An 18059-nucleotide genomic window follows, 5' to 3' on the forward strand; every position below is an offset into this window, starting at 1 on the left:
AGTTCCAGCTGCCCTGGCGCCAGGGCTACAGCTGGAAGGCCAATGGCGCCCACTCCCATACCGGCTCCGGCTACCCCTACTCCTCCATCGACGTCTCCTACGACTGGCCGGGCTGGGGCGGCGCCACCTACACGGTCACCGCCGCCAACAGCGGCACCGTCACCGTCTTCTCCCGCTGCCAGGTGCGAGTCACCGCCCCCAATGGCTGGGCCACCAACTACTACCACATGAGCGGGATCTCGGTGCGCAGCGGCGACTACGTGGCCGCCGACACCCCCATCGGCACCTATGCCAGCAACCGCAACGAGGCCCTGTGCGAGGGCGGCTCCTCCACCGGCCCGCACCTGCACTTCTCCCTGCTCTACAACGGGGTGTTCCAGTCCCTGCAGGGACAGAAGCTGAGCAGCTATGCCGTCAACGTCGGCGCCAGCAACTACGACGACAACTGCAACCGCTTCTGGCTCTACAACCAGCGCAATGGCCAGCGCTACTGTGCCTGGCAACCGCTCTACAACAACGGGGTCGACTGAGTTGCATTACAACCCGCTAAGTGATTGAAAAATCAGTAATGATGGGATCTGTGCGGTTTTTTGCAAGCCGTCACAGATCCGCACAGTCCGCTTTGAAAGTGCTCACAAAATCACCGTCAGGCGATTGCCGGCCAGCCAGGCTGGTGTGAGGCTCTGGGTGCCCATCAGGGCACCCAATAAAAGGACTGACAATAATGAAACACACAGCGGGAATCTGGGCGATCGCAGGCATGCTGATCGCTCCTTTGACACACGCCGACGTCATACTGCACGCCTTCAACTGGAAATACAGTGAAGTCACCGCCAAGGCCGATCTCATCAAGGCTGCCGGCTACAAACAGGTGCTCATCTCGCCGCCCCTCAAGTCATCGGGCAACGAGTGGTGGGCACGCTACCAACCCCAGGATCTGCGCCTCATCGATACACCCCTTGGCAACAAGCAGGATCTCGAGCAGCTGATCGCCGCCATGCAGGCACGGGGCATCGCCGTCTACGCGGACGTGGTGCTCAACCACATGGCCAACGAAAGCTGGAAGCGCAGCGATCTCAACTACCCCGGCAGCGAGCTGCTGCAAAGCTATGCCGCCAACCCCGGCTACTTCGAGCGCCAGAAGCTGTTTGGCGATCTGGGCCAAAACTTCCTGGCCGGCCAGGACTTCCATCCGGAAGGGTGCATCAGCGACTGGAACGATCCGGGCAACGTGCAGTTCTGGCGGCTGTGCGGCGGCGCGGGCGACAAGGGGCTGCCGGATCTCGACCCCAACAACTGGGTGGTAAGCCAGCAGCAGGCCTACCTCAAGGCGCTCAAGGGGATGGGGATCAAAGGCTTTCGGGTCGATGCGGTCAAGCACATGAGCGATTACCAGATCAACGCCGTGTTCACCCCGGAGATAAAGCAGGGGATGCACGTGTTCGGCGAGGTGATCACCACCGGCGGCGCCGGCAGCAACGACTACGAGCACTTCCTCAAGCCCTACCTCGACAGCAGCGGCCAGGGTGCCTATGACTTCCCGCTGTTCGCCTCCCTGCGCGGGGCGCTCGGCTATGGTGGCAGCATGAACCTGCTGGCGGATCCCGGTGCCTACGGTCAGGCCCTGCCGGGCAGCCGGGCGGTCACCTTCGCCATCACTCACGACATCCCCACCAACGACGGCTTTCGCTACCAGATCCTGAACCCGACCGACGAGAAGCTGGCCTATGCCTACCTGCTCGGGCGCGATGGCGGCTCGCCGCTGGTCTATTCGGATCATGGCGAGACCCAGGCCAAGGACGGGCTGCGCTGGCAGGACTATTACCTGCGCAGCGACCTCAAGGGGATGATCCGCTTCCACAACGCGGTGCAGGGCCAGCCCATGCAGCTGGTCGGCAGCGGCGACTGCTTCGTGCTGTTCAAGCGTGGCAAGCAGGGGCTGGTCGGCATCAACAAGTGCGACTACGAGCAGGAGTACTGGCTCGATACCGCCAAGTTCGAGATGAACTGGTATCGCAACTACCGGGACGTGCTCGACCAAAACGCCGTGATCAACGTGCAGAGCCAGTGGGTCCGGGTCGCCATTCCCGCCCGCAGCGCCCGCCTCTGGCTGCAGGAGTAAACCGGCCACTGCCGTGCGAGGCCGCCACCGGGCGGCCTCGCTTTTTTTTTTGCCGCACACAAAATAGTGAGCCGCGGCCACAGCTCGGCCTGCGCGGGCTTGTTCTGCCCGCGCCGTGATGCTTTACTCAACAAGGCTAACGAGGCTGAAGGAGCAAGCCGTTGAAAGCATGGATGTTGATGGGATTGATCCCGCTGTTCTCCCCGCCCGGCTGGAGCCAGACACCCGCCCCGGCCGAGGTGGTGATCCTCACCGCCGAGCCGCCGGCCCCGCCCCCCGCGACGCCCCCCGTCACCATGCCCACCCCGGGGGTGCTGCCACCGCCCGAGCCAGCCAGCCCGCCACTGCCGCCCGGTACCCGCCAGATCCAGGTCTACAAGTCGGTGCAGAAAAACGGCGTGGTGCGCTACTCGGACGTGATGCCGGATCAGGGCCGCTATGAGCTGCTGCTGTTCAACGACTGTTACGCCTGCGACCCCGACTCCAAGGTCAACTGGCACACCACCGGCCTGTTTCTCTATGACTACGCCAGCACCATCCAGGCCGCAGCCAAAGCCTATCAGGTGGAGCCGGCCCTCATCCGGGCGCTGATCCACGCCGAATCCGCCTTCAACCCCCTCGCCGTGTCCCGCAAGGGGGCCATGGGACTGACCCAGCTGATGCCCGCCACGGCGCGGGAGCTGGGGGTGGGCAATGCCATGCTGGCGGAGCAGAATATCTTCGGCGGGGTGAAATATCTGGCGGGGCTGCTCAAGCAGTATGGTGGCAACGTGGCGCTGGCCACCGCGGCCTACAACGCCGGTGCCGGTGCGGTGCAAAAACATGGGGGCATCCCCCCTTATGCTGAAACCCGCGCCTACGTAGAGCGGGTGCAGCTGCTGCGCCAGCGCTACAAAGACATGCTGAGCGCCAAGGGGTTGTAAGCCCTTGGCAAGTCACAAACAAGGTGGCACTCCCTCCCATATGGCATGGCCGAAACCCGCACCTATGCCTATGTGTGGAGCGGGTGCAACTGCTGCGCCAACGCTACAAAGATATGCTGAGCGCCAAGGGGTTGTAGCCCCTCCCCTCTTGCCGATGACCAGGCTACTCTGCGGGCCCTTGCGGCCCGTTTTCGTGCCCGCCAGAAACGAAAAAACACGCCCGGGGGCGTGTCGATACCACACTTTGCTGCCCTGACGGATCAGGCTTTGGTCGCGATCGCGCGATAGGCCAATGCACCCAGAATGGCACCGACGATGGGAGCGACCCAGAACAGCCACAGCTGGCTCAGTGCCCAGTCCCCCACGAAGAAGGCCACGCCCGTGCTGCGCGCCGGGTTGACCGAGGTGTTGGTCACCGGAATGCTGATGAGGTGAATGAGGGTCAGGCACAGGCCAATGGCGATGGGGGCAAACCCGGCCGGGGCCCGGCTGTCGGTGGCGCCCATGATGACGAACAGGAAGAAACCTGTCATCACCACTTCGCACACCAGCGCCGCCAGCATGCTGTAGCCGCCCGGGGAGTGCTCGCCATAGCCGTTGGAGGCAAAGCCCGCCGCCAGGTCAAAACCGGCCTGACCGCTGGCAATCACATACAGCACCGCCGCTGCAGCAATCCCGCCCAGCACCTGAGCGACCATGTAGGGCAGCACGCCGGAGGCCGGAAAACGACCGCCGGCCCAGAGCCCGATGGTCACGGCCGGGTTCAGGTGACAGCCCGAGATATGGCCGATGGCGTAAGCCATGGTCAGCACGGTCAGGCCGAAGGCCAGCGCCACGCCGAGCAGGCCGATGCCGACGTTTGGAAAGGCGGCAGCCAGAACGGCGCTGCCGCAGCCCCCCAGCACCAGCCAGAAGGTGCCCATGAATTCAGCTGCAAAAGGTTTCACTTCTCGACTCTCCCAATGATGGATGAAGCGGGAGCCCAGGGCTCACCGGGCCGCACCACGCGGCCGGCGCATATTATGGGAGTCAGGATCGGGCATGCGAAGGGAGGGGGGCACGGTCATAAAACGTGACATGCATCACAAGCAGTTGATTAACTGAGAGGATTGTCGTTAGCGACCGATCAGGCAGCCCTTCTCGGTGAAGAGGAGGTGCGACAGAAAGTGACCCTTTTGAGGCTTCTACCGACAGCCGCCGCTGCCAGAAGAGGCAACTCGCCGGTGTATGGCCGGTTGTCCGACAGTGCCGCTATCACAGCGGCATGCACGGCTCAGCGGTAGCGACCGCGCACCGATCCCGTGCTGCGTCCGGCCATCTTGATCAGGATCTGACGGGTATGGAAGTGGCAGAGCGCCACCCCGAGGGCATCCGCCGCATCCGCCTGGGGGGTGGCCGAAAGCTTGAGCAGGTGGGTCACCATATGCTGCACCTGCTCCTTGGCGGCGCCGCCGGTGCCCACCACCGCCTGCTTGATCTGGGTGGCCGAGTATTCGCTCACCGGCAGCAGGGCATTGACCGCCGCCACGATGGCGCTGCCGCGAGCCTGACCCAGCTTCAAAGCGGAATCGGCATTACGGGCCATAAAGACCCGCTCGATGGCGAACTCGTCCGGCTTGAACTGGGTGATGATCTCGCTCACCCCGTCATAGACCTGCTTGAGGCGCGACGGCAGCTCCCCCAGGTCGGTGCGGATGCAGCCCGAGCCCAGGTACTCCGCCTTGCCCGCCACGATGCGAATGACCCCGTAACCGGTGATGCGTGAACCCGGATCTATCCCCAAAATAATGCTCATAGACTCGCTGCTGCTCTGAAGGCCGTTTCTGCTCGCCAAGATAGCAAACAAGCGCCCGCTTGGCTTGCGTGGCAGCGCCCCCGCCAATCAACTGCGCAGGGATGCGCCATCTCATACAGTGGTCCGGCGATTTTTTCGCCCGCCGCCCCGCCGATGGCCCTGGCAAACCGGCGCGGCGATCACCTTCACTCCCCCACCAGGGTGACCAGTTGCTCCGCCAGCCGGTGGCCGTGCAGGTAACTCTCAATCAGCGCCCCGTCGGCCCGTCCCGTCTCAATCTGCTGATACCAGTGAGCCAGCATGGCGACAAAACCCCGTTGGGTAAGCACCGGCTGCCAGTCGTCGGGGGCCAGGGTCAGCACGCTCTTGTCTCGGGCCATCGTGCCCCGGGTGCAGTTCTCGATATGCAGGGAGAAGTTGTCGCCATAGGCGTTTATACGCTCCTCGGTAATGCCAGCGCTGCGATTCATGCTGCCGCTCACCGCCACCTGCCCGCTCTGCCAGGCCACGCTCACCCCGGCCAGCAACTCGGGTTGGCGGGCACAGCGCCGCAGCACCGCATGCAGATCCCCATCAGGCGCCCCCCCGTAGTAGCAGAGGCTGTCGAGCACGTGGATAAAGTCGTCGAACAGAAACGAGCGCGGGGCCCCCGCCAGGGCGTGGCGGTGCTTTTGCCAGTTGAGCTCGGTAAGCGGCTGGCCGCGGGCCGCGCTCATGGCGGGCAGATAGCGGCGATTGAAGCCCACAAACAGCGGGCAGTTCTTGGCGATGGCGATATTGGCGAGGCTCTCTACCCCGGCAAACGTGTCGCAGAGCGGCTTGTCGACAAGGGTGGGGATGCCGGCGCGCAGGCACTGGGCGGCCAGTTCCAGGTGCACCGCGGTGGCGGCGTGGATCATCACCGCATCCGGGCGGCTTGCCAGCAAGCCGCCCAGCTCGGTGAAGCACTCGGCGATACGGTACTGGCGGGCCAGCTTATCCAATACCGCTGGATTGCGGGTACAGAGCAGCGGGGTGACTCGATCGTCACTGGCCAGCAGCGGCAGATAGGCTTTCTGGGCGATATCACCAAGACCTACGAGGGCAATGCGCATGACAACTCCTTGTTTTATCAGGCACGCGTGGGCAGAGTCAGCGCTGGCGAGCGCCTGCGCCAACCGGCCAATGCAAACTGGCGGACAGAGTAGCACTCCCCTCCTCTCCCCTCCATCGGCGGCGCCAAAAGCAACAGGGGCGACCCGCCGGTCGCCCCTGTTTCTGCATCTGTTGCTTGCATTACACGCCGGATCGGCCTGCGAGGATCAGCCCCGTGACAGCCCTTTGAGGGACTGGCAGTCGTAGTAGGTGACCCGCGGCTTGTCGTTGTAGTTAAGGTCGATCACCCCGAACAGCATTTTACGAGCGGGAATATAAACGTGGACATAGTTGGCCTGTTTCTCGTCGGCCACCTTGACGCTCTCCTGGTTGTTGTTCAGATAGGAGTTGAGCAGTCCTGCGCTGCTATAGCGCTCCAGCAGGTTCATCGGGAGCTCTTCGTTGTGCTTGAGGGTGCACAAGTTCTCCGGCTTGGGCGGGAACTGGCCCACCACCACTTTGCGCCCTTGCGGGCTGGTCTTGTCAACAGAGGTCATGCTGCCGGCACAGGCCGTCAGCGCCAGCGCGGGCAACAACAGAAACAGTTTTTTCATGGGGTCTGAACTCACAGATGGCGGGCCATCCCGGCCCGGTTTTGCCGCGGTGTTGACCGCGACGCTCGCCGCCGCCATCACCGCTGTCGCTTTTTTGATATCTCTCGCCGAGCAGGCTCGTGTCGCGAGTGGCGCGCATCTTCACACCCAGCCCCTCGTTATTCAATCACTATTCAATCAACAGGGCGGGAAGAGTGTAACCAGATATTTCAGGGCATCTGGTCGCCCTTTTGCCACCTCTCCCGCCCCGCGAAACTGGCGGCGGCACTGGCTTCGGACGAGTGTCTCTGGCTCCCCCGTCCTTCAGGGACGTCCGGGGATGGCGGCCTTATGGTCATCCCTATGTAACTGATTGATCACCTTATGTTTCACCAGCCAGAGCGAGAGCGGATCATAGGCTGGCAGGCCCATGGAGCCCGGCTGACCGCGTACTGGCAGCAACCGGCCTGCTGTCGATACCGCCGCAGAACAGGTTTCATATCGGTCTCTTCTTGGCTACCATGCCCACCTTTCAAGGAGCAGATGAGGGCAAGGAACCGATGAACAACGAGACGCTGCAATCCCTTTTTCATTACAAGCGCTGGGCCGATGACGAACTGCTGGCGGCCCTCGCCACCCTGGATGCCACACAATATGGCGAGGCTCACCACACGGCCCTGCGCATCTTCAACCATATCCATGTGGTCGATACCATCTTCAAGGCCAACCTGCTGGGGGAACGGCACGGTTTTACCGCCACCAATACCCCCGAGACGCCGACCCTGGCGGCGCTGCACGGCGCGGTCACGGCACTGGATAACTGGCTGGTGGAGTATTTGGCGACCCTGAGCCCGCAGGCGTGCAATACCCAGGTCCGGTTTCAGTTCACGGATGGCGACCAGGGGCAGATGAGCCGCGCCGAGATGCTGCTGCACCTGGTAACCCACGGCGGCTATCACAGGGGGGCGATCGGGCGGATCCTGGTGCAGTGCGGCATCACGCCGCCGCGCGATACCCTGACCACCTTCTTGCATCGCAGCGAACCTGAGCGGCGGGGCGATGCTGCCCTGGCAGATGACAAGGCCCGCCCATGAAGCGCACCTGTCTGCGGCTCACACCGCTGCTGCTGATCTGGCTGCTAAGCGGCTGCGCCGCCGCCCTCGATCACTACTCGGGACGCTTTCGCAATACCCTGGTGTCAGGGGAGACCCGCACGACCATTCGCGCCGAACTGGGCGATCCCCAGCTCTGCCAGCAGGCCACCTTTCTGACCGAGGATAAGGTGCAGGGCTGCGATCGCTTTACCGTGCTCGGCAAGATCCACAAGCGCGGTGACGGCAATGGCCAGGCCACGGCGAGCGCCGTGACAATGGGGCTGGGGGAGCTGATCCTGGTGCCCATGACGGTGGCCAGCGTGGCGGCGGACTACACCGAGCGTCACACCATTACCGTCTATTACGATCGGGATGATCACTATCTGTTTCACACCCTGCTCAATGGCAAGGGGCAGGAGGTGTGGCAATAAGGGGTTATAAAGCAGAACGCTTCGCTGCCCCACGGCCATGTGACAGCCGTTTGCCGGGTGACTAGCGAAATCCCGTCAAGATTGCTCTCTGCGATCCAGCCACTTGCCTATCCTGGCCCCCAGCTCGGCGCAGAGCAGCGCCGTCACGGCGGCCCAGAGCATCTGGCTGCCATCAAAGCCCGCCTGCTTTTCAAACAAGAAAGGCACCAGCAGATTGAAACCGATGATCCCGAGCAGCAGCCCAAGGCCGCTGCCCACCTTCTCCCTGCGGGATCGTACCTTTAACGCCATCTGATTGCTCCTGTTGAGATGAGATAAGGGGTACCTATCGCCCCAGCCGATCTACCCGGCAAGATAACAAAGCCTCCCACAATGGGGACAGTCATCTTTTTAGGGGGTGAAAATAGCCACATATGCCCTTTCAAATCCATTTGCTGATCCAGTTCAAAAAACGATGAGAATCTGATGGTTACATCACTTTAAGGCTCGCCCAAGTAGTTTCGTTTGGCTTACCATAACCATCCAGAACCTGTTGAACTGCGATGGGATGCTGTCATCGCTGGTCAAAGGAGCATATTGGAAACTGTCATCCACGGGCAGTAGTTTACTTCCCTAGTCTGGCGGGAAATAGCAGACGACCTCGAGACCAGATGTAGAACTCGGTCAAAAAAGATGGGTGTCCCAGAATTGCCGACGACAGAGGCGGCGAATACAAAGAGGAAGACCGAGTGACAGTTGAACAGTGCTTCGTGGGCGTTTGCTTCATCCCTCTCGACGGTAGCGGGCAGAAGTTCTTCGGCTTCTCGGAATACCTTGCGGGACTCGCACTCATGGTGTTGGCCTGGACAATCGCCGACGTCCGATACCGGTTCCGGGTCCGGACCGCTCCCATTCCTCTGCTGGGTATCACGTTCTCGGTCGTCGCCACCGTCGGTGTACTCACGCTGCTTACAGACCTCTGGCGCGCCGAGCAGTGGCTCGTGCCAAAGGGTAACCTCCTGACGCCCGCGTCGTGGCAAGCGATCCTGGGCGGACTGTTCCTGCTGACGTTCCTCACCTGGACTTGGTTCGCGTTCATCCGGCCGCCTACATACGGTCGGCACAACTCCGAGCGCTTCGCACATACCCTGTATCGATTCATCCTCAAGGGGTCACCGGCAGAGCTCGCAGTCATCGCAGACGAACTCGCCTACTCGGCCAGAGCGCTAGTCCGCCATGCCACGGACAGGGGCAGACTGAAGAACTATCGGCTTGAGCGCGAAGATGAAAAGAAGAAGGCCCCTCCGAAGGTAGAGGGATACGCCAACGACCTGCTTCTGCTCATCGCCGACAAGAGGCTGTGCCGCGCAATCGTCGAGTCGTCGCCGGGCACCGCACTGGCCGTGTTCCAAGCAATGGCCGACGCGAAGAAGCACGGCATCCAGGTGGAGACCTTCGCCAAGAACATCGTCAACGAGGCGCTGGCAAACAAGGACTCATTCCTCTATCACGAGGCGGAGGGCTACGAATCGGGCCTGATCGGCTACCACAAGCCGCTCAGTCAGGCGATGTTCTCGAACTACGAGATGGCCGAGACGATCGGGACTCTCCTTGACCCCGACATATACGGCAAGAGGGAATGGGACGCCACTCAATGGGAGGCCTACTGCAGGGTAGTGTTGATGACCTTCCGCAGCTACGTCAAAGAAGGGTATGGGGGCCATTCGTTCGTGCTGTATCGAGCCAAGGGTTACATCGAAAACGCTGCCTCCGACCTCTACACGTTGAACGAACTCGCCAGCGCTTGGGACACCGACTCGTCCCGCCGTCTTCGCATCGTCGTCGAGTTCGTCAAAGACGCGGTCAAGATTCTCAACGAGAAGGGGGCTCCCGACCACGTCCGCATTCGTGTGAGAGAGCAGCACGGCCATCCGCGCGAGACCTTTTACGATCACATAGCCAGCATGATCTTCGAGGTGATCTTCCACGCTTCGGCAGTCAAATCGCCACAGTGGGGATGCTGGACGATTCAGCACAACTCGGTGTGGGGCGAACTGTTCAACTTCAATCACCTTGATGGTCACGCTGGCAAGGTGGTGAAGTTCAAGGTGCGACGGCTCCTGTACGACGAGATTGCCGACATGAAGCGCTTTCCCAATTTCAAAGGTGCAAAGATTCTCGGCTTCTGCCTGAACGTGATGGGGCTCACTGTCAGGCAGGGCGACTACGACAAGGACAGCCGGGCGCTTCAAAGGGCCGTGCTGGCTTGGACGAGGAAAAACTTTGTATGGCTGCACGGGTACAACCCGCGCGTTGCCGAGGCGTGCTTGGTGGACGGCATAACCTTCGACGTGGAGAACCGGCGATTGGTGCACACGTCTCCGGCTGAAGGACTCAGGCGCAAACCAAGCTACGTCTACCTCGAACTTGACAAGGCCCCACCTGAATCCGACCCGGAAGCGGCGACCGCACCTCAATCTGAGGCCAAGGCGTAGCTCTCCGAGCTCCCCCAGCTATTGGAGGAACAAGCCACAGACCAGTCAGACCAATCAATAAATCAAGGGCGACCATCTGGCCGCCCTTATTGTATCTAGCTTTTCCCTATCAGAGGGAATATCACCGCGCCGGTCGCTTGGCACCATTGCCTTTGGCCGCAGGCTTGCCGCCTTGAGCGACGGGTTTGGCGCCCGGCTTGGCTGAGCCTGCGCGGGTCGGCGTCTTGCCCTTGTGAGCCGGTTTGCTCTTACCAGCACTCTGGCCTGCGCCTTGTGCGGCGGGATTGCCGTTCCCTTTACCCAACTTGAGCTCGGAGCCGACCGGTTTGCCATTGCCCGCCTTGCCGCCATTTCTGGTGGCTGCCGGAGCATTCGCTGCACCAGCCTCGCTGCGGGCGGCCTTGTTGCCAGCCCCGTTGCTGCGCTGATGGGTGATGGCACTGTGGCGGGTCAACGCGGGCTTGAGGCCCTTGCTGCGGCTGCGTTCGGCCCCGCTCTTGCCTTTAAGTTCGCCACGGCCTTCCGGCGGCACCAGGCAGTCGGGGCCGTTGCCGATCAGGTGGCCCTTGCCCATCTCCAGCAGGGCTTCGCGGATCATCGGCCAGCCGGCCGGATCGTGATAGCGCAGCAGCGCCTTGTGCAGGCGACGGCGACGCTCCCCTTTCACCACGAACACGTCCCCGCCCTGGCGACTCACCTTGTTGAGGGGGTTTTTCTCCGTGTAATACATGGTGGTGGCGTTGGCGAGCGGCGATGGGTAGAAGTTCTGCACCTGATCGAGCTTGAAGCGGTTGGACTTGATCCAGAGCGCCATGTTCACCATGTCTTCATCCGTGGTGCCCGGGTGGGCGGAGATGAAGTAGGGGATCAGGTACTGCTGCTTGCCCGCCTCCTTGGAGTACTTGTCGAACAGCTCCTTGAAGCTGTAGTAGCTGCCCATACCCGGCTTCATCATCTTGGAGAGCGGGCCCTCCTCGGTGTGCTCCGGCGCGATCTTGAGGTAGCCGCCGACATGGTACTTGGCCAGCTCCTTGATGTAGCGCGGATCTTCCACCGCGATGTCGTAACGCACCCCGGAGGCGATCAGTATCTTCTTGATGCCCTTGAGGTCGCGCGCCTTGCGATAGAGGTTGATGGTCGGGCTGTGGTCGGTGTCCATGTGCGGGCAGATGGTCGGCCAGACGCAGGAGGCACGGCGACAGGTCTGCTCGGCCTTGGGGCTCTTGCAGCGCAGCTTGTACATGTTGGCGGTGGGGCCGCCGAGATCCGAGATGACGCCGGTAAAGCCCGGCACCTTGTCGCGGATCTCTTCGATTTCTTTGAGGATCGACTCTTCCGAGCGACTCTGGATGATGCGCCCCTCGTGCTCGGTGATGGAGCAGAAGGAGCAGCCGCCGAAGCAGCCGCGCATGATGTTGACCGAGGTCTTGATCATGTCGTAGGCCGGGATCTTCTCCTTGCCATAGGCCGGGTGCGGCACCCGCTGGTACGGCAGGCCGAACACTCCGTCCATCTCGTCGGTTTCGAGGGGGAAGGCGGGCGGGTTGACCCAGATGATGCGATCGCCGTGGGCCTGGGAGAGCGCGCGGGCGCAGCCCGGGTTGGTCTCGTGGTGCAGGATGCGCGACGCATGGGCGTAGAGCACCTTGTCCTCCTTCACCCGCTCGAACGCCGGCAGCTTGACGTAGGTCAGCTCCCACGGCTTTTGCTTAGGGGGCTGCACCAGGATGGGCTTGGCCTCCTGCTCCACCGGCGCGGTACCTTCGTCGTCCGCGCAGGGGGCCCCTTCCATATAGGGGTTGGGGATGGGGTCGATGCGGCCAATCTGATCGAGCTTGCTCGAATCCACCCCGCGCCAGCCCGGCAGCGGCTCCTTGCGGATCACCGCGGTGCCGCGAATGTCCTGCATGGTCTCGATGGTCTCGCCACCTGCGATGCGGTGAGCCACCTCCACCAGGGGGCGCTCGGCGTTGCCGTAGATGAGGATGTCGGCCTTGGCGTCGATGAGGATGGAGCGGCGGATGGTCTCGGACCAGTAGTCGTAGTGGGCGATGCGACGCAGGGACGCCTCGATGCCGCCGATGACCACGGGGACCTCTTTATAGGCCTCCTTGCAGCGCTGGGTATAGACCAGGGTGGCGCGGTCCGGCCGCTTGCCGCCCACATCCCCGGGGGTGTAGGCGTCGTCGTGGCGCAGCTTCTTGTCGGCGGTGTAGCGGTTGATCATGGAGTCCATGTTGCCCGCGGTGACGCCATAGAAGAGGTTCGGCTTGCCCAGGCGCATGAAGTCATCCTTCGACGACCAGTCCGGCTGGGCGATGATGCCGACCCTAAAGCCCTGGGATTCGAGCATGCGGCCAATCACCGCCATGCCGAAGCTCGGGTGATCGACGTAGGCGTCGCCTGTCACCAGCACGATGTCGCAGCTGTCCCAGCCGAGCTTGTCCATCTCCGCACGGGACATGGGCAGGAAGGGCGCCGTGCCGTAGCACTCGGCCCAGTAGCGGGGATAGGAGAAGAGGTTGGTAACCGGCTGCATTTTGACCACCTGGAACAATTCGGGTCGCGCATTATACCGGCAGAGCAAGGCGGGGGCGACGGCTTTTTGCCCCTACGATAGATGCGGAAAAGGCGAGCCAGCGGGGCTCGCCTCAAAAGTGCGGGTCAATGGTCGGCTCAGGCCAGGGCGCGGGCCAGCACGATACGGTTGTAGTGGCGCTGCAGCAGCTGATAGCCGCCCAGCAGGCACCAGACCAGGGCGGGCGCCAGGAACACCGGGTGGGTGGCAAGGCGCAGCATCAGCAGGCCCAGCAGGATCAGCGCAAACGGTCGGCTCTCGTAGAGCCACAGCGGCCAGCCCTGCTTTCGCACCAGCCGGTGCTTGTCTGGGCGGCGATAGGCGCCGCGCCGAAACCAGGCCAGCGAACCGGCCAGATAGAGTGCCAACCCGGCCAGCAACAGCCCCGGCTGATCGGCAATCCCCAACAAAAGCAAACCGCTGCCCATGTAGGCAAAGGGCAGCGGCTCATAAATGGCTGATGGCAACATGACTCACCTCGAGTATCAAACTGGCTACATATTAACCCGCAGCCGTTTGCATGCCAGCCTCTGCCCCTATATGGGGGGCCGCATCAGGCAGCCGGTTTGTCCTGCTGCGAGGTGGCCTCGCTGGCGGCCAGCGCCGCGTCCACCTGTTGATCCCGCGCGCCGGTCATGCCGGCCCGTCTGGCCAGCAGATGGTAGATGGCGGGCACCAGCAGCAGGGTCACCAGGGTCGCGAGAGACAAGCCGAAGAAGACCACGGTGCCCACCGACATCCGGCTCTCGTAACCCGCCCCCATGGAGAGCATCAGCGGCACGGCCCCTATGATGGCGGTGAGGGAGGTCATCAGAATGGGGCGCAAACGGCGCACCGAGCCTGCGATGATCGCCTCGTCGAATCCTTCACCGCGCTGGCGCAGCTGGTTGATGAACTCGACGATCAGGATGCCGTTCTTGGTCACCATGCCGATCAGCATGATCATGCCGATCTGGCTGTAGATGCTCATCTCCTGCCCCGTCAGCCAGAGGCCGAGCAGGCCGCCGAAAATGCCGAGCGGCACCGTCACCATCACCACCGCCGGGGTCAGCATGCTCTCGAACTGGGCCACCAGCACCAGATAGACCACCAGCAGGGCCAGAGCGAACACCATCACCATCTCGCCCTGGTTGTCGCGATAGTCCTTGGACTCGCCGGCATAATCCACCGTCATGCCGTTTGGCAGGTTGGCATTGGCCCAGCCGTCCAGGTAATCCAGCGCCTCACCCAGGGTATGGCCCGGCGCCAGATCCGCGGTCAGGGTCACCGCCTTCTGGCGCTGGTAGTGATTGAGGCGCTGCGGGCTCGCCACCTGCTTGACGGTGGCCAGGGTCGAGAGGGTCACCATCTCGCCGTTGGCTGCCTTGAGGTAGATGCGGCTCAAGTCGGAGACGCCGTTGAAGTCGCGCTGGTTGGCGCGCAGGTAGACGTCATACTCCTCCCCCCTGTCCACATAGGTGGTCTGGCTGATGCCGCCGAGCAGGGCCTGCAGGGAGCTCGCGACGGTGGAGACCGGGATGCCGAGCTGGTTGGCCCGATCCCGCTCTATGGTCACCTGCAGCTCCGGGGTCTTCTCGGCGTAGTCGAGATCCGGCGTCTCCATCAGACCGCTCTGGGCTGCCGCCTCTTTCAGGGCCAGCCCCTGCTGATAGAGCTCGGCATAGTCGGAGCCCTGCAGCACGAACTGCACCGCCGCGGTGGAGCCACCGCGAAAGCCCGGCTGGAAGGTGCGGATCATCACGTCCGGGATGCCGGCCAGCCGCCCGCTCAGGGACTTGGCGAACTCGGTGGCGGTTTCATCCCGCTCGGCCCAGTCGGTGAGCTGGATGATGGCCATGCCGGTCTGATCGCCGCCGCGGCCGAAGGCCGGGGTGCTGAAGCTCATGGCCTGCACCACCCCCTTGCCGAGCAGCGGCATGATGGCGGCCTCCACCTGCTGCATGTTGCGTTTCATCCGCTCGATGCTGGTGCCCTCGGCCCCCTTGACGAAGACGTAGAGCACGCCCCGATCCTCGGTCGGGGTCAGGCTGGTGGGCAGCTGGGCAAACAGGGCACCGATGCCGCCCAGGCAGAGCACCAGCACCAACGGGGTCCAGCGCGAGTGGCGCAGCACGGCGCCAAGCAGAGTGCGATAGTGCTTCTCCACCCAGCCGAGGCCACGATCGAGCGCCGCCGTCAGCCGGTTGGGTCTATCCACCGAGCGCATCAGCCAGGAGCCCATGGCCGGGGTCAGGGTGAGCGCGATCAGCGACGAGAAGAGCACCGCCAGGGACAGCAGGATGGCGAACTCGGTAAAGAGCCGCCCCACCATGCCATCCATGAAAGCGATGGGCACGAACACCATCACCAGCACGGCGGTGGTGGCGATCACCGCAAAGCCCACCTCGCGGGTACCGTGCCAGGCGGCCAGCAGGGGCGGCTCGCCCCGCTGCAGATGGTGGTGAATGTTCTCCACCACCACGATGGCGTCATCCACCACCAGGCCGATGGCGAGAATGAGCGCCAACAGGGTGATGAGGTTGATGGAAAAGCCGAGATACCAGGCACCGATAAAAGCGGAAATGAGGGAGACCGGCACCGTGATGGCCGGAATGAGGGTGGTGCGCCCCTGCCCCAGAAACAGGTAGAGCACGGCCACCACCAGTACGGCGCAGATGGCGAGCGTTTCGTACACCTCGTCGATGGCCTGCTTGATGAAGATGGTGGAGTCGTAGTCGACCTCCAGGGTCGCCCCCTCCGGCAGGAAGCGCTGCATCTCGGCCATCTTTTTCTCGACCCCCTGCGCCACCGCCAGCGGGTTGGCGGTGGACTGGGCGACTATGCCAATCCCCAGGCTCTCACGGCCGTTGCGCTGGTAGGCGCTGTCTTCGTTCTTGGCCCCCACCTCCACATCGGCGATGTCGGCCAGATAGATGCTCTGGCCGTTGGCGGCGGTGCGCACCTGCAGCGCCTGGAAATCGGCGGCGGTGTGATAGAGCCGGGCGATCTGCACCGCCATGGTCATGCTGTTGTTGCGGATCTCGCCACCCGGCAGCTCGATGTTCTCGCGCTTGAGGGCGTCCTGCACATCCGCCACCGTGACACCGCGCGCCGCCATGTCGGCTGGGCGCAGCCGCACGTACATCACCTGGGTCAGATCGCCGGAGAGGGATACCTCGCTCACCCCGTCCACCAGGCTCAGGGGATCCACCAGCACCCGATTGGCGTAGTCGGTCATGGCGGTGCGGTCCATCTGGGTGCTGCTGAAGTTGAGCCAGACCGCTACGTCGCCGTTGCCGTTGTCCTTGGTGACCAGGGGTTCATCCACCTCGTCCGGCAGCTTGGGGCGGGCACGGGAGATGGCGTCGCGCACATCGGAGATCCCCTCCACCATGTTCCAGCCGAGCTTGAACTCCACCGTGATGACAGAGCGCCCCTTGCGGGTCACCGAGTTGATGTTCTTGATGCCGCTGATGCCGGAGAGCTGATCCTCGATGGGCTTGGTGACCTGGCTCTCCATGACGGCGGGGGCGGCCCCCTCGTACATGGTGGTGATGGAGACGGACGGCGTCTGCACGTCCGGCATCTCCCGCACCGTCAGCTTGGAAAACGCCACCAGACCGAACACGGTGAGCAGCGCGCTCAGCACCACCGCCACCAGCGGGCGGCGCACGGAAATATCGGAGAGCCACATCAGCCTTTGACCTCCGCCAGATCGTGCACGCTGACGCCGTCACGCAGGTTGACCAGCCCCTCGACCACGATGCGATCGCCCACCTTGAGCCCCTCGGTCACCCACACCTCTTCGCCATGGGTATCCCCCAGCACCACGGGCACCCGCTTGACCTTGCCGTTGGGTTCGAGACGATAGACGAAGCGCTGCTCGCCGGCATACTCCACCGACTGGGCAGGGATCAGGGTCATCTTCTGTGGCGGCAGGGAGAGCTCGACGTTGAGCAGCATGCCGGGGCGCAGCTGACCGTCGGGATTGGGGATGATCACCCGCGCCTTGATGTTCTGGGTATCGTTGGAGACGCGACTGTCCAGCGTCTCCAGTACGCCGCGAAAAGATTGATCCGGCCAGGCCGAACTGGTCGCCGTCACCGCCATGCCGGGGCGCAGCAGCGAGAGGTAGCGCTCGGGCACCGCCAGATCGAGCCGCAGCTTGGCCAGCTCGTCCAGGTGGAGCAGGGTGTCGCCGCTGTTGACCAGGGCCCCTTCGCTCAGATCGATGAGGCTGACCGAGCCGTCGAACGGCGCCAGCAGGGTGCGCAGGGAGAGCTCGTACTTGGCGGCATCGGCGCGGGCCTGAGCCTGGGCGACCGTGGCCTCCTGCCCTTCCAGCTCGGAGGTGGTGATGGCGCCGCGCGCCACCAGCCGGCGCATGTCCCGCAGCTTGCGGCTCTCGTCGCGCACGCTGGCGCTCTGCTCGGCCAGCTCGGCCTGCTGCTTGCCGGCGTCGAGGGCGATCAGCACGTCCCCCTGCTTGACCTGCTGGCCGGAGCGCACCGCTATCTTGACGATGCGGCCGGTCACCTCGGGGCTGATCACCACGGAGCGGTTGGCGGCCAGCTTGCTCACCAGCTTGATGGAGGGCTCGGCCAGGCTCTGGCTGACCGTCTGCGCCCGGATGTTGACCTGACGTGGCTGGGGTTTGCCGGCAGGGGCAAAGTGGCGGTAATACCAGCCGGCGGAAATCAGCAGAGAGAGGCAGGCAAGCACCAGCCAAGTACGCATTTTCATCAAGCAATCCATGAAATTAAGAGAAAAGAGGGCACTTCATCAATGATGGTCACCATGTTACCCCCTGACTATGCCGTGACTATGTATAAATGTGACAAAACGTAACAAGAGTGGGGTGAGATCACCGAAATAGCATCCAGAAGAGATGTTCTCCATGGTTACTACCTAGACTGACAATTGAATCAGTGAAAATCAGGTACGACCGTCAATATGCCAATAACACGCTTTCACAATGCTCTACACCGACAGCATT

15 protein-coding genes are annotated in these 18059 nt (G+C 62.9%); 6 read left to right on the top strand and 9 right to left on the bottom strand.

The genetic code is table 11. The features are described 5' to 3' along the window. From AB5Y81_RS07470 to AB5Y81_RS07480, 3 genes are all read left to right on the top strand, one after another. A partial coding sequence (locus AB5Y81_RS07470; protein WP_368146617.1) for a M23 family metallopeptidase occupies positions 1-530 on the top strand: 530 nt, incomplete at its 5' end. Positions 531-724: 194 nt separating this feature from the next. Next, a complete protein-coding gene (locus tag AB5Y81_RS07475; RefSeq protein WP_279484662.1) occupies positions 725-2122 on the top strand; it encodes an alpha-amylase family protein in 1398 nt (465 codons plus the stop codon). A gap of 173 nt (positions 2123-2295) precedes the next feature. After that, positions 2296-3045: a lytic transglycosylase domain-containing protein gene (locus tag AB5Y81_RS07480; protein WP_279485551.1), complete on the top strand. Its 750-nt coding sequence runs from the start codon at positions 2296-2298 to the stop codon at positions 3043-3045. A gap of 260 nt (positions 3046-3305) precedes the next feature. Here AB5Y81_RS07480 and aqpZ read toward each other — a convergent pair whose 3' ends face one another. The 4 genes from aqpZ to AB5Y81_RS07500 all read right to left on the bottom strand — a co-directional run bounded on the left by aqpZ (position 3306) and on the right by AB5Y81_RS07500 (position 6528). After that, a complete protein-coding gene (gene aqpZ / locus AB5Y81_RS07485; protein WP_017788518.1) occupies positions 3306-3992 on the bottom strand; it encodes an aquaporin Z in 687 nt (228 codons plus the stop codon). Between the two features lie 326 nt (positions 3993-4318). After that, positions 4319-4840 (bottom strand): crossover junction endodeoxyribonuclease RuvC, encoded by a 522-nt coding sequence (gene ruvC / locus AB5Y81_RS07490; RefSeq protein WP_005298649.1) that lies wholly within the window; start codon positions 4838-4840, stop codon positions 4319-4321. Positions 4841-5025: 185 nt separating this feature from the next. Beyond that, complete coding sequence (locus tag AB5Y81_RS07495; RefSeq protein WP_279484663.1) at positions 5026-5934, bottom strand: Gfo/Idh/MocA family oxidoreductase; 909 nt, start codon at positions 5932-5934, stop codon at positions 5026-5028. A 207-nt stretch (positions 5935-6141) separates the two neighbouring features. Next, positions 6142-6528 (bottom strand): hypothetical protein, encoded by a 387-nt coding sequence (locus AB5Y81_RS07500; RefSeq protein WP_005298645.1) that lies wholly within the window; start codon positions 6526-6528, stop codon positions 6142-6144. Between the two features lie 539 nt (positions 6529-7067). On the opposite strand from AB5Y81_RS07500, the gene AB5Y81_RS07505 reads away from it, so the two are divergent. Both AB5Y81_RS07505 and AB5Y81_RS07510 read left to right on the top strand, forming a co-directional pair. After that, positions 7068-7601, top strand: a complete 534-nt coding sequence (locus AB5Y81_RS07505) for a DinB family protein (protein WP_279484664.1) — start codon at positions 7068-7070, stop codon at positions 7599-7601. Beyond that, entirely contained in the window at positions 7598-8032 is a 435-nt protein-coding gene (locus AB5Y81_RS07510; protein ID WP_279484665.1) for a hypothetical protein, read from the top strand. Before AB5Y81_RS07505 ends, AB5Y81_RS07510 begins: the two co-directional genes overlap by 4 nt. A 75-nt stretch (positions 8033-8107) precedes the next feature. Here the strand turns inward: AB5Y81_RS07510 and AB5Y81_RS07515 are convergent, their stop codons facing one another. Beyond that, positions 8108-8323 (bottom strand): hypothetical protein, encoded by a 216-nt coding sequence (locus tag AB5Y81_RS07515; RefSeq protein ID WP_215269674.1) that lies wholly within the window; start codon positions 8321-8323, stop codon positions 8108-8110. Positions 8324-8760: 437 nt separating this feature from the next. On the opposite strand from AB5Y81_RS07515, the gene AB5Y81_RS07520 reads away from it, so the two are divergent. Further along, entirely contained in the window at positions 8761-10506 is a 1746-nt protein-coding gene (locus AB5Y81_RS07520) for a hypothetical protein (RefSeq protein ID WP_279484666.1), read from the top strand. 121 nt (positions 10507-10627) lie between these two features. On the opposite strand, the gene AB5Y81_RS07525 is transcribed toward AB5Y81_RS07520, so the two are convergent. The 4 genes from AB5Y81_RS07525 to AB5Y81_RS07540 form a co-directional block, all read right to left on the bottom strand. Then, positions 10628-13045, bottom strand: a complete 2418-nt coding sequence (locus AB5Y81_RS07525) for a YgiQ family radical SAM protein (RefSeq protein WP_368146619.1) — start codon at positions 13043-13045, stop codon at positions 10628-10630. Between the two features lie 137 nt (positions 13046-13182). After that, entirely contained in the window at positions 13183-13554 is a 372-nt protein-coding gene (locus tag AB5Y81_RS07530) for a hypothetical protein (protein ID WP_005298618.1), read from the bottom strand. Between the two features lie 83 nt (positions 13555-13637). After that, a complete protein-coding gene (locus AB5Y81_RS07535; RefSeq protein ID WP_279484668.1) occupies positions 13638-16757 on the bottom strand; it encodes an efflux RND transporter permease subunit in 3120 nt (1039 codons plus the stop codon). After that, positions 16757-17806 (bottom strand): efflux RND transporter periplasmic adaptor subunit, encoded by a 1050-nt coding sequence (locus AB5Y81_RS07540; RefSeq protein ID WP_242526965.1) that lies wholly within the window; start codon positions 17804-17806, stop codon positions 16757-16759. Before AB5Y81_RS07540 ends, AB5Y81_RS07535 begins: the two co-directional genes overlap by 1 nt. Positions 17807-18059: the final 253 nt, after the last annotated feature.

It is taken from the genome of Aeromonas sp. s2 (assembly GCF_040907935.1).
Classification (GTDB): Bacteria; Pseudomonadota; Gammaproteobacteria; order Enterobacterales; family Aeromonadaceae; genus Aeromonas; species Aeromonas dhakensis.